This is a genomic window from Microbacterium sp. lyk4-40-TSB-66 (genome assembly GCF_030209475.1).
Taxonomy (GTDB): Bacteria; Actinomycetota; Actinomycetes; order Actinomycetales; family Microbacteriaceae; genus Microbacterium.
The window spans coordinates 554,747-566,946 of record NZ_JARVRW010000002.1 but is presented as its reverse complement, the minus strand read 5'-3'; the positions used below and the strand labels follow the sequence as shown (position 1 = coordinate 566,946).

12 protein-coding genes are annotated in these 12,200 nt (G+C 72.1%); 5 read left to right on the top strand and 7 right to left on the bottom strand.

Annotated features, from left to right (window positions below):
* Positions 1–59: 59 nt before the first annotated feature.
* Positions 60–1,628: a deoxyguanosinetriphosphate triphosphohydrolase family protein gene (locus QRO03_RS04830; RefSeq protein WP_285136379.1), complete on the bottom strand. Its 1,569-nt coding sequence runs from the start codon at positions 1,626–1,628 to the stop codon at positions 60–62.
* Positions 1,629–1,846: 218 nt separating this feature from the next.
* On the opposite strand from QRO03_RS04830, the gene QRO03_RS04825 reads away from it, so the two are divergent.
* Both QRO03_RS04825 and mmuM read left to right on the top strand, forming a co-directional pair.
* Positions 1,847–2,353 carry a MarR family winged helix-turn-helix transcriptional regulator gene (locus tag QRO03_RS04825; RefSeq protein ID WP_285136378.1) on the top strand — a complete coding sequence of 169 codons (507 nt, stop codon included), beginning with the start codon at positions 1,847–1,849 and terminating at the stop codon, positions 2,351–2,353.
* Positions 2,350–3,204 carry a homocysteine S-methyltransferase gene (mmuM, locus tag QRO03_RS04820; RefSeq protein ID WP_285136377.1) on the top strand — a complete coding sequence of 285 codons (855 nt, stop codon included), beginning with the start codon at positions 2,350–2,352 and terminating at the stop codon, positions 3,202–3,204. The genes QRO03_RS04825 and mmuM overlap by 4 nt, the downstream gene beginning before the upstream one ends.
* 34 nt (positions 3,205–3,238) lie before the next feature.
* On the opposite strand, the gene QRO03_RS04815 is transcribed toward mmuM, so the two are convergent.
* A complete protein-coding gene (locus tag QRO03_RS04815; RefSeq protein ID WP_285136376.1) occupies positions 3,239–3,712 on the bottom strand; it encodes an Lrp/AsnC family transcriptional regulator in 474 nt (157 codons plus the stop codon).
* A gap of 155 nt (positions 3,713–3,867) precedes the next feature.
* Here QRO03_RS04815 and ald point away from each other — a divergent pair, with 155 nt between their 5' ends.
* A complete protein-coding gene (ald, locus tag QRO03_RS04810; protein ID WP_285136375.1) occupies positions 3,868–4,953 on the top strand; it encodes an alanine dehydrogenase in 1,086 nt (361 codons plus the stop codon).
* A gap of 143 nt (positions 4,954–5,096) precedes the next feature.
* Here ald and QRO03_RS04805 read toward each other — a convergent pair whose 3' ends face one another.
* Complete coding sequence (locus QRO03_RS04805) at positions 5,097–5,780, bottom strand: response regulator (RefSeq protein WP_285136374.1); 684 nt, start codon at positions 5,778–5,780, stop codon at positions 5,097–5,099.
* The gene (locus QRO03_RS04800; RefSeq protein WP_285136373.1) at positions 5,777–7,381 is read right to left on the bottom strand and encodes a sensor histidine kinase; all 1,605 of its coding nucleotides are present in this window, start codon (positions 7,379–7,381) and stop codon (positions 5,777–5,779) included. Before QRO03_RS04800 ends, QRO03_RS04805 begins: the two co-directional genes overlap by 4 nt.
* Positions 7,382–7,634: 253 nt before the next feature.
* On the opposite strand from QRO03_RS04800, the gene QRO03_RS04795 reads away from it, so the two are divergent.
* The gene (locus QRO03_RS04795; protein ID WP_285136372.1) at positions 7,635–9,086 is read left to right on the top strand and encodes a cation:dicarboxylate symporter family transporter; all 1,452 of its coding nucleotides are present in this window, start codon (positions 7,635–7,637) and stop codon (positions 9,084–9,086) included.
* Positions 9,083–9,913, top strand: coding sequence for an HpcH/HpaI aldolase/citrate lyase family protein (locus QRO03_RS04790; protein ID WP_285136371.1), 831 nt, complete (start codon positions 9,083–9,085; stop codon positions 9,911–9,913). Before QRO03_RS04795 ends, QRO03_RS04790 begins: the two co-directional genes overlap by 4 nt.
* A gap of 190 nt (positions 9,914–10,103) precedes the next feature.
* Here QRO03_RS04790 and QRO03_RS04785 read toward each other — a convergent pair whose 3' ends face one another.
* The 3 genes from QRO03_RS04785 to QRO03_RS04775 all read right to left on the bottom strand — a co-directional run bounded on the left by QRO03_RS04785 (position 10,104) and on the right by QRO03_RS04775 (position 12,200).
* Complete coding sequence (locus QRO03_RS04785) at positions 10,104–10,664, bottom strand: DnaJ family domain-containing protein (RefSeq protein WP_285136370.1); 561 nt, start codon at positions 10,662–10,664, stop codon at positions 10,104–10,106.
* Entirely contained in the window at positions 10,661–11,584 is a 924-nt protein-coding gene (locus tag QRO03_RS04780) for an oxygenase MpaB family protein (RefSeq protein ID WP_285136369.1), read from the bottom strand. The genes QRO03_RS04785 and QRO03_RS04780 overlap by 4 nt, the downstream gene beginning before the upstream one ends.
* 82 nt (positions 11,585–11,666) lie before the next feature.
* Positions 11,667–12,200, bottom strand: coding sequence for a hypothetical protein (locus QRO03_RS04775; protein WP_285136368.1), 534 nt, complete (start codon positions 12,198–12,200; stop codon positions 11,667–11,669).

Here is a 12,200-nt window from a genome sequence, read left to right as displayed (position 1 = left end):
GTTCGTCGCCTCGGCTGACGCTTGAGCGCGCCCAACCGCGCCGCATACCCCGCCCGCCGTCAGAGCCGCTGCCCCAGCGCCCACAACCGATCCGCGCGGCCCGAGATCGCCTCCGACAGGGCGAACGCCTGGGCGTCGGTGAGGGATGCCACGTAGTCCACGATCCCGCGGGAGCGCGCGAGCGTCTCGGCCTCGGCATCCGTGGGTCGGCGTCCGGCGGGCAGTGCGGCGTACTGCTCGCGGGCGAGCGCGATGAGTTCGCGCAGGCGCCGCGGGGTGCGCGCGCGATCGAGGTCGTCGTCGAGCCATTCACCGAGCGCGCGCACGGAGCGGGCGAGGATGCGGCTCATCCCGCGCTGCTGGATGGCCAGGTCGGGGCGGCTGAGGACGAAGCGCTTGTGCACGAACTTCAGCACCTCGACGTGGTGCCACGCCCAGGGCGACAGCACGACGGGACCGGCCCGCGGCGTGTCGAGCGGGCGCAGCTGCGCCGACTCCTGGAAACGGCGGATCCATCGATCGGTGAAGGCCGCGAGTCGGCGCTCGGCCGTCAGCGAGCCGTCGAACGGGCGGGCGAGCAGATCGGTCACCATCTCGGCATCCACGTCGCTGACGGCCGCCAGGAAGGCCTCGTCGTCGGCGATCCACGGGTCATCGCGGCGCATCTTGCGGCGCAGGCGCTCGAGTCCCGCGCCCGGCATCAGCTCTGCGCGCACCTCGGCGTCGTCGCGCGAGCGCCACTCGAGCACGTCATCGAGCCACCCGCGGAACTCCGCCGCGATGGGCGCGTGATCGAGGATGCCCGCGCGATAGAAGTCGTCGACATCGTGCACCGAGTAGGCGATGTCGTCGGCGAGGTCCATCACGGCGCCCTCGATGCTCTGGCGCAGGGGCTCGGCATCCACCCCCTGTCGAGCGGCGGTCAGGTCGTCGACGTCGAGATCGTACGCCGAGTACTTGTGCACGCGGTACGCGCCGTCGGGGGAGCGGCGGATGCCACGGGGAGCGCCGATCCGTTCGACCTCCCGCGCCTCGACCGACGGCGCCCATGGGTACTTCGCCGATGCCGCGCGGACGGCCGAGGTGAGGTTGAGCCCGCGGGGGGCGTTCTCGACGACGTCGAGAGCGGTGAGGATGCGATACGTCTGCGCGTTGCCCTCGAACCCGTCGGCGAGGCCGAGCTCGGTGCGAGCCAGACGGTCGAGGGTCGACTCCCCGAGGTGGCCGAACGGCGGGTGGCCGAGGTCGTGGGCGTAGGCGGCGGCCTCGACCACGGTGGCGTTGCACACGTCGCCCTCTCCCGCGCGATGCGACCGGGTGTTGAGCTGCAGGGCGACGACCCGCGCGATCGCGCTGACCTTGAGGGTGTGGGTGAGGCGGTTGTGCACGGGCGCCCCGCCCATCGACGGCGACACCACCTGCGTCACGGCCGAGAGCCGTGAGAAGTACGGAGAGAACTGGATGCGCTCGAGGTCGATCGACCAGGGATCTGCCCGGGCGTCGTCACGGTCGGGGAAGACACGGGATGCCGGGTTCTCGATGACGCCGTGGGCGCCGGAGCCTCGGCCGGCCGGTGCGGAGGCGTCGGCGTCGGCGGCCGGGGGAGCGGTCTCGTCGTGCAGGGTCATCGGTTCCTTCCGCGGCGTCGAGGGCGTGGACCCACGCTAACCCGTCCCCGCGGCACGGCGCCGGGCCGAACTCCGGAGAATCCGGCGCCGCGCGGGCTGCTGCGTTCGTGGCGGGCCGTGGTGGCCGATTTCTCCGGAGTTGCGCTCACGAACATCAGCGCCCCGCAACGCCTCGCGTGCTGCGCCCTCGCACCCCGCGGCTCCGGTACCGTCGAAGAATGCCTACCGCGAGCAGCAAAGACGACGAGGTCGACCTCCTCATCGACGCGTGGTCGCAGCTGCTGCCCGAAGTCGACCTGACGCCCCTCGACGTGATGTCGCGCCTGCGCCGCGCGGCGTTCCACCTGTCGAAGCTGCGCGCGAAGGCCTTCGCGAGCGCCGGCATCGCCGTGTGGGAGTTCGACGTGCTCGCCGTGCTCCGCCGCGCGGGCACCGAGCTCAGCGCCACGCGTCTGATCTCGGCCACGATGATCGGCAGCGCGGCCATGACCAACCGCCTCGACAAGCTCGCCGAGCGCGGTCTCGTGCACCGCCGTCCGAACCCGTCGGACGGTCGGGCGATCCTCGTCGCCATAACGCCCGAGGGCATCGAACGGGTGGATGCCGCGATGACCGAGCTCGTCCGCCTCGAGGCCGAGGCCCTGCGCGACGTCAGCCGCGGCGATCAGGCGTTGCTGGCCAGCGCCCTGCGCGTGCTCGCGGCCGGCGAGACCCACGAGGCGTGATCGACCTCGCCGACACCCTCGCGCGCCGCCCGGTCATCCTCGACGGTGGACTCGGCACGCTGTTGGAGGCCCGCGGCAACGACGTGACCTCGGAGTTGTGGTCGGCGCGGGTGCTGCGCGATGACCCCGACGAGGTGCGCGCCGCCCACGCCGAGTTCGTCGAGGCCGGCGCCGAGGTCGTCATCACCGCCTCCTACCAGCTGGGGTTCGACGGACGGATCCCGGATGCCGACGTCGAGGCGCTGCTGGTCCGCTCGGTGTCGCTCGCGCGAGAGGCCGCGGACGTGGTGGTCGCGGCATCCATCGGCCCGATCGGCGCGCTGCGCGCGGACGGCAGCGAGTACACCGGCGACTACGGCCTGACCGTCGCGCAGCTCCGCGACGCGCATCGGCGCCGGCTGGAGGTCCTCGCCGGCGCCGGCGCCGACCTCCTCGCGGTCGAGACGATCCCCTCGGCGCTCGAGGTCGAAGCCCTGGCGCTCGAGCTCGCCGACCTCGGCGTCCCCGCTTTCGTCAGCCTCTCCGCCGACAGCACGGGCTATGCCGCTCCCGGCTCCCGCGCGGCGGCCCTGTGCGTCGCGGCATCCGTCCCCCGGGTGATCGCGGTGGGTGTCAACTGCTGCGCGCCCTCGACGGTGCCGTCCGCGCTCGCCGAGGTGCGTGGCATCCCCGCGCTCGCCTACCCCAACACGGGCGAGCGATGGGACGCCGTCACGCGCACCTGGCTCGGCGCCCCCGCGCCGCTGGCCGACGCGGTTCCGGCGTGGGTCGCGGCGGGCGCACGACTGGTCGGAGGGTGCTGCCGCTCCACCCCTGACGACATCGCCGCGATCGCGGCCGCGCTGCGCTGAGCGGCCCCTTCACTCTGGCTGTCCGGAGCGCCTGTCAGTCGAAGTCCGCCGCGACCGCGTTGCGGTGGTACTCGAAGATGATGCTCGTGCGCGTGGATGCCACGCTGTGCCGCGCGGAGAGATGGTCGACGACGAAGCGGCGCACGGCGGAGGAGTCGTCGACGGCGATGTGCACGAGGAAGTCGTCGGCCCCGCCGAGGAAGAACAGTTGGATGACGTCGGGATGCCGGCGCACCTCGTGCGCGAAGGCGCGGATGCTCTCCTGCCGCTGCCCCGGACGCAGGGTCACCCCGACGATCGCCTGCAGTCCGCGTCCGAGGCGGCTCTGGTCGACGGCGGCGTGGAAGCCGGTGATGAGGCCGCGGTCGACGAGGGCGCGCACGCGCGCGTGAGCGGTGGATGCCGCGACCCCCAGGGCCTCGGCCAGCGCGGCGTTCGTCATGCGCGCGTCGGCGGACAGCAGTTCGATGATGCGCGCGTCGAGCGGGTGCAGGTCGTCGTCGATCATCGTAGATCCTTCGTTCCGTCGGGCGCCGAAGACGCGGGATACCTGACGATAGCGCCGAAGCGCACGCGAGAGCCGAAGGATCTACGGGGAAACACCACGGAAACACGATTTTCTGCGATTCTCTCCGCAACGCTCATCCGCTCGAGGAGGAACCCATGCGCGTCTCCGTGCCGACAGAGATCAAGAACAACGAGAACCGTGTCGCGATGACGCCCGCCGGGGTCGATTCGCTCGTCCACCGCGGCCACGAGGTGCTCGTGCAGGCCGGCGCGGGTGAGGGCAGCGGGTTCAGCGACGAGCAGTACCGCGCCGCCGGCGCCGAGATCGTCGCCACCGCCGACGAGACCTGGGCACGCGCCGAGCTGCTGGTCAAGGTGAAAGAGCCGATCACGCCCGAGTACGGCTTCCTCCGCCGCGACCTGACGCTGTTCACGTACCTGCACCTCGCCGCCGACCGGCCGCTGACCGATGCGCTCATGGCTGCGGGTACCACGGCGGTGGCGTACGAGACCGTGCAGACGGCGGACCGCGCGCTCCCGCTCCTCGCCCCGATGAGCGAGGTCGCCGGACGCCTGTCGATCATCGAAGGCGCCCACCATCTGCTGCGCGCGTCGGGCGGGCGGGGTCTTCTTCCCGGGGGCGTGCCCGGCACGCCGCGCGCGAAGGTCGTCGTGATCGGCGGAGGTGTCGCGGGCGAGCACGCCGCGGCCAACGCCCTGGGACTCGGAGCCCGCGTGACGGTCGTCGACATCTCGCTCCCCAAGCTCCGCCAGCTCGAGGAACGCTTCGGCGGGGCGATCGAGACGCGCGCATCGACCCGTCTCGAGATCGCGGAGCAACTCGCCGACGCCGACCTCGTCATCGGATCGGTCCTGATCCCGGGTGCCGCAGCCCCCAAGCTCGTCACCGACGACATGGTCCGCGCGATGAAGCCGGGCGCCGTGCTCGTCGACATCGCGATCGACCAGGGCGGCTGCTTCGAGGGCTCGCGCCCCACCACCCACGACGCGCCGACCTTCCGAGTGCACGAGGCGCTGTACTACTGCGTCGCGAACATGCCGGGCGCGGTGCCGCACACCTCCACGCGCGCGCTCTCGAACGCGACGCTGCCCTTCATCACGCGCATCGCCGACGCCGGCTGGGAGGCAGCGGCATCCGCCGATCCCGCCCTCGCCAAGGGCCTCAACGTGCGCGCCGGCGTCGTGGTGAACGAGGGCGTCCGCGCCGCCTTCGACCTCTGACGCGGCGCCGGACCGCGATCCTCGCGGCCTCGAGCGATGCTCGCAGATCGGCGCCGAAATGCTGCGAGCAAGATCGCTTTCTGCGAGCGCCGCGGCGGTGACCTCGCTCTGCGCCGGCCCGCACGATTCCGGATGCCGTGGGCTCAGCCGCGCACCCAGGCGTACGTGATCTCGGGGCGACCGGGCCCGCCGTAGCGCGGTTCGCGGCGCACCCGGCCGACGTCGGCGAGGTGCTCCAGGTACCGCCGGGCGGTCACCCGCGACATCCCCTCGCTCTCACCGACCTCGGTCGAGGAGACGGCCCCGGACGCCGTTCGCACGTGCTCCGCCACGGATTGCAGCGTCTCGTCGCTCAGTCCCTTCGGCATGGCCGGCGGCGCGACCGTCCGCAGCGATCCGAGCAGCGCGTCGACCTCGGACTGCGTCGCTTCGCCGGCGGCGCGGTCGAGGCCCTCGACGTAGGCGCGGTACGCCTCCAGACGTTCGCGGAAGGCCCCGAAGGCGAACGGCTTGATGAGGTACTGCACGACGCCGATCGAGACCGCCGCGCGCACGGTCGCGGCATCCCGCACCGCCGTGACGGCGATGATGTCGACGCGCGAGCCCATCGCCCGTACGCGCCGGGCGACGTCGAGGCCGGTGCCGTCGGGCATCGTCATGTCCAGCAGCACCAGATCGATGCGGCGCTCAGGATCTGCCAGCGCGGTCAGTGCCGCGCGCGCGCCCGACGCCTGTCCCACGACCTCGAAGCCGGGCACGCGCGCGACGTACGCGGAGTGCAGTTCGAGCGCGAGGGCGTCGTCGTCGACGACCAGGACGCGGATCACGCCGGCACCTGCTCGGTCACGACGGGCAGGAAGACCCGCACCGTCGTCGGTTCGGCCGCCAGCTGCAGCGTCCCCCCACGTGCGGCGACGATGTCGCGCACGAGAGCGAGGCCGACGCCCCGCCCGCCCGGCGCGTGCGCGGGCTTGGTCGAGGCGCCGTAGGCGAAGGGGTCCCGCAGAGACGGGTCGAAGCCCGCACCGCTGTCGGCGACCTCCAGCACCGCGTCGCCCTCGCGTGCCGTGAGGGACACGCGCACCCAACGGGGTTCGGCGCCCGCGGAGGCGGCATCCAGGGCGTTGTCGACGAGGTTGCCGACCACGGTCACCGCCTCGGGCGCCGCCAGCGGCACGCGGGGAGCGGGCTCGACCACATCGAGGTCGAGACGCACGCCCCGTTCGGCGGCCTCGTCGAGCTTGCCCAGCAGCAGGGCCACGATGACGGCGTCGTCGTCGTCCGAGACGAGGCGGTCCGCGAGCTCCTGCCGGTCTTCGGTGGATGCCACGATGAGGCGCCGCGCCTCGTCGATGCGCCCGAGTTCGAGCAGTGCCAGCAGCGCGTGCAGGCGATTGCCGTGCTCGTGCGTCTGCGAGCGCAGGGTGTCGCTGAGCGTGCGCACGCCCTCCAGCTCACCCAGGAGCGCCTGCAGTTCGGAGCGGTCGCGCAGGGTCATCACGCGTCCGCGCTCGGGTGCGCGCCGGCCCGCGAGATCCCGCGCCTCCTCCTGGTTGACCAGCAGCACGCGCTCACCGTTCACGACGGTCTCCTCGACCATGCGGCGACCGCTCGCGATGGCATCCGCCAGATCGGTGTCCATGTCGACGTCGTGGGGGTCGAGCGAGACCTGGCCGGTGATGGCTGGCGGCAGGCCCAGCAGGTCGGCGGCCTCGTCGTTGTAGAGCACGATGCGTCCGTCGCGGTCGGTGACCACGAGTCCCTCGCGCAGCGAGTGCAGCACGGTCTCATAGCTCTCGACGAGGCGCGAGAGCTCGCGAGGCGTGTACGAACCGGTCACCCGCCGTGCGCTGCGGCGGACGAATAGCGCGCCCAGCACCCCGAAGCCGACGATGGCCGCGGATGCCGCGACGATCAGCGGAACGCGGGCGGCGAGGTCCTGCTGCACGGCGCCGAGCGTCACACCCACGGCGACGAGGCCGACGATGGGCCCGTCCTCGTCACCGCCGTCGCGGATGGGCACGATGGTGCGCACCGAGGGTCCGAGCGTCCCCACGTACACCTCGGTGAAGCTCTCGCCCGCGAGGGCCTCGGCCCGGGAACCCTGGTACTGCAGGCCGATCTCGGAGCGGTTGCGGTGGGTGAGCCGGATGCCGTCGGGCGTCATGATCGTGACGAACGAGAGGTCGGCGTCGGGGAGGATCTGCTCCACCATCGGCTGCAGGCGGTCGGAGTCGCGCGCGACGACGAGGGTCGCGATCTCCGCCTCGTGCGCGAACGTCTCAGCCACCGATCGGGTCACCTGCTCGGCCTCGCGCTGCCCGGAGTCGCTCAACTGCACCGACAGGAGCGCGGCGAGCACGCCGGCGACGAGCACGACGACGCCGAGCGACACGAGGGCCAGTCGCCCACCCACGCTCAGTCGCATCCCTCGCCCTTTCGCGTCCATGCCGTGAACAATACGACCACAAATCGTCGTGGGGCTCGCGGTCGACCACAGTCATGACATCTACCGGCGGCCCCGCCGGAGACGAAAGACATCTCACCCACCCGGTGCTCCCGCCGGTAGTGACGAGACGTCTCACCCACCCGGCGCTCCCGCCGGACGCAACAAGACATCTCACCCACCCGGCGCTCCCGCCGGAATTAACAATGACGTTAGGAAGAGGGGATAGGCGCTGATGGCTCTTTCACTCCGCACCACTCGCGACGGTCGGCCTCGCAAGAAGATCGACCCGAACCACTGGCTCTACATCTCGGTGATCATCGCCGTCGTCGGCGGCATCGTGGTGGGCCTCGTGGCCCCCGCCTTCGCGACGACGCTCGAACCGATCGGCAAGGGCTTCGTCAGCCTGATCAAGATGATGATCGCCCCGGTGATCTTCTGCACGATCGTCGTCGGCATCGGATCGATCGCCAAGGCCTCCACGGTCGGCAAGATCGGTGGCCTGGCGATGGTCTACTTCCTGATCATGTCGTCGTTCGCCCTGATCATCGGCCTCATCGTCGGCAACATCATCCACCCCGGTGAGGGCCTCAACATCGCCGGCGCCACTTACGAGGCGGCGGCCGAGCCCACCACCACGCAGGACTTCATCCTGGGCATCATCCCGACGACGTTCTTCTCGGCCTTCACCGGCGGCAGCATCCTCCAGGTGCTCTTCATCGCCCTGCTCGTCGGCTTCGCCCTGCAGCGCATGGGCGAGCGCGGCGCCAAGATGGTCGACGCCATCCGCAACTTCCAGGTGCTCGTCTTCCGCATCCTGGGCATGATCCTCTGGCTCGCCCCCCTCGGTGCGTTCGGTGCGATCGCCGCGGTGGTCGGCAAGACCGGCTTCGCCGCCGTGATCAGCCTCGGCATCCTGATGGGTGCGTTCTACCTCACGTGCTTCGTCTTCATCGTCGGCGTCCTGGGTGGTCTGCTCTACGCCGTGACCCGCGTCAACATCTTCACGCTCATGAAGTACCTGGGCCGCGAGTACCTCCTCATCGTCGGCACCTCGTCGTCCGAGGCCGCACTTCCCCGCCTCATCGCCAAGATGGAGCACCTCGGTGTGTCGAAGCCCGTCGTGGGCATCACCGTCCCGACCGGGTACTCCTTCAACCTCGACGGCACCGCGATCTACCTGACCATGGCGTCGCTGTTCATCGCTTCGGCCATGGGCGCCCCGATGTCGATCCCCGAGCAGATCGGCCTCATGGTCTTCATGATCATCGCCTCCAAGGGTGCCGCCGGCGTGACCGGTGCGGGCCTGGCGACGCTCGCCGGTGGTCTTTCGGCCTACCGCCCCGACCTGGTCAACGGCGTCGGCGTCATCGTCGGCATCGACCGGTTCATGTCCGAGGCCCGCGCGGTCACCAACTTCACCGGCAACGCGGTGGCCACCATGCTGATCGGTTCCTGGACCAAGCAGTACGACAGCCAGCGTGTCCGCGAGGTGCTCGCCGGGAACATCCCCTTCGACGAGAGCCTGCTGACCGGTGACGACCACGGCTCGGTCAACAAGGCGGCGGATGCCAAGAAGCTGGCCTCTGCGGAGGTCGGCGTCGGCCCCGCCCGGGTCGACACCGACACGCTCAACACCTTCCGCGCCAAGGCGGAGGCGGAGGCGGCGGCTCGGAGCCGTTCGTGACCATTGCGCACACCCCGGCGGGGGCGGCTTCGGCCGCCCCCGCCCCCGCGCGTGTGGACCTCGCCCGCACGTGGATGCTGCGCTCGCCGCTCGCGGGCGGCCTCGACACGACGGCCGACGTCCTCGTGATCGACCTCGAAGACGGGCTCCCCGCCGGCCGCAAGGCGGAGGGCCGGGAGCGGGCGGAGCGCGCCGCCGTCGAGGCCCCGGTCTGGCTGCGGATCAGTGCCGCCGGCACCCGCGACGGCGACGACGACCTGGCCCTGTGCCGCGATCTCGAGGGTCGCCTCGCCGGTGTCGTCCTGGCGATGTGCGGCGGTCCCGACGACGTCGCGCACGTGGCGGACTCCCTCCCCGCCGGAACCCCGATCGTGGCCATGGTCGAATCGGCCGCCGCCCTCCTGGCGGCCCCGGCGATCGCCGCGCACCCCGCCACTCGTCGCCTCGCGTTCGGGACGGGCGACTTCCGTCGCGACACCGGCATGGCGGCCGATCGCATCGCGCTGTCGTGGCCGCGGGCGCAGCTCGTGGTGGCCTCGGCCGCCGCGGGGATCGCGGGACCCATCGACGGCCCCTGCGGTCCCATCGAGCACGCGCGGGATGCCGCCCTCCACGCGGTCGCCATGGGCTTCACCGGCACGCTGGCGCTTCAGGATGCCGCCGTCGCCGGCGCGCACACCGGTTTCACGCCGTCGCCCGCCGAGGTCGAGGCCGCGAGGTCACTCTTGTCGGCGACCCCCGACGGGCCGGTCGACGGTTCCTACGCCCCGACCCTCGCCCGGGCTCGTGCGCTGGTGGAGCGCGCGGAGGCTCTGGCCGCGCTCTGACGCCCTCCCGGTCGCATGCAGGACCCGGCGCGCGTCAGCGGTCCGGGCTCCCGGTGGCTTCGACAGGCTCAGCCCCCTCGGTGGGGGTTCCCGTGTGGCTCCCGGTGGCTTCGACAGGCTCAGCCACGTCACTGCAGCCCCATGACACCTCTGCATCCGAGGTCCCTGAGCCTGTCGAAGGGACCGGGCCTCACCGCCGGCCGAACCACCGCCGCCGTCGGCGCACCGGGGCCTCCACCGCCGCCGCAGCCTCTCGCGCCCGGCGTCTCTCGACCCACGCTGCGACCTCGTCGTCCACGTCCACCGTCGGTGTGACCACCGGCGGTCCGCCCTGCAGCTGCCGTCGCGCCTCGATCACGCGCCGGTTGAAGTCGCCGACCGCCTCGCGCACCTCGGCCTCGTGAGTGATGGCATCCAATCGCTCCGGCAGTTCGGCGTGCTCGACGCGCAGCGTCAATGCCGGCGGACCCAGCCCCGTCAGCTGCTCGGTCTCGATCTTGCGACGGATCCACCAGTCGGGATCGTGCGACGTGCCGAGGTCGGGGAGGGGCTTTCCCGCGCCGGGGAGGTTCTCGAAATCGCCGCGGCGGATGGCCTGCTGGATCGAGGTCTCCACGAACGCGGCGCGTTCGGCCGCGGTCGACCCGCGGGCGGGTGCCTCCGCCTGAGCGCCCTCGGGCTCGAGGCCGTCCTCGCGCAGACGGCGGTCGAGGCGGTACCGCTCGGCGGCCTGTCGGGCGTCGTCGCTCACGCGGCCTCCCGCTCCAGCCTCCGCAGACGCAGGTAGGCCATGTCCTGCGCGCGCGGTCCTGACCCGAGGGCGCGCTCCGTGATGCGCAGGATGACGCGCGTCACCGTCAGCACGGGCAGCGGCCACCGCCGCACGCCCAGCATCTTGCGGTACCGGCGGGGGATGGTCGCCACCGCCGCGGCGAACAGCACGCGATAGGCCACGCCCATGGCGCCGGGGAACGGCGGCTTGCGCAAGAACCGCACGACGTCGTCGACGCGCTCTCCACCGCGCAGTTCCCCGCGCTCGTAGAAGTCGTCGATCTCGCCGCGCAGCGCCGCCCGGGTGAGGGGCGGATCGACGACGCGCATGAGACGGCCGGCCGTCGCCCAGTCCGCGACGTAGGCGTCGGGTCCGCCGGGGAGGGGCTTCTTCGATGCCTCGTGGCCGGCGAGGAAGGCGTCGGTGAAGGCGAGGTGCACCCACCGGACCAGGTCCGTCGCCTCCGCCGTGTAGGCGCGTTCGGTGCCGTCGCCAGCGCTGTACTCGCCCTTCACGCGCTGGTGGAAGCGTCCGACGCGGCGGGTTTCGGCATCCGCCTGCGCCTTCGAGCCGTACGTCAGGGTGATCACCCACCGCACGGTGCCGGTGAGGCGGCCGATGGGGTCTTCGCGATAGCGCGACCAGTCGTGCACTCCCGCGAGGGCGCCCGGATGCAGCGCCTGCAGCAGGAGGGCCCGGATGCCGGCCACGAGCGTGCCCATTCCGGCGTGCACCGTCCAGGCGGGGCCGTTCTCGATGAAGTACCCCGTGTCGTCGCCCTCGGCGATGTCGCGCACGTACGGGGCCATACCGGTCGGGTCGCCCGCGAGGGCGACGAGGATCTTCCCGCGGAGCGACTGGATCCAGTCAGGGGTGGGGGAGGAGGGGACGTCTGTCACCCTTCCAGCGTGCCACCGTCTGAGCGGGCGGGCGCCGGAGGTACCCCACTCGTGGAGGTCTTCCGGGCGCACCGCCCTCGGCTCAGTGGCCCTCGTGCGTGATGACCGGAACGGTGCCGTCGTCACGCAGCAGCACGGCGTTCTGCGTCGCCCCGAGGGCGGGTGTGACGACGACCGCGATGACGGCGGCGGCCACGAGCAGGCCGATGACGCTCATCGGCTGCGCCGTCCGGTCGGGGGCGCCATCGGTGCGGCGGGCCCGGCGGAGGTGCCCCGCCGCGGTCGCGCCGACGACGACGAGAAGCACGGATGCCGCGGCGGCACCCATGATGCTGGTGTGCGCCGGGTCGGCGACGACCAGGGCGGCGGTGAGCACCAGTGCGGCGAGGGATCCGCCGAGGGCGGCGCGCGGCACCAGGGTGCGACCGGTGGCCAGGACGGCACCGCCCCACGCGAGGGCGGCGAGACCGAGGACGACCGCCCCGGCTCCGAGGGCGACGGAGGCGGCCTCGGAACCGGGGCGGACGATCGCGCCCGCACCGAGGGCGGCGACGATGAGGCCGGCCCCCCATGCGGACACGGAGGGCCACGACCGCGTGAAGGTCGCGGCGGTCAT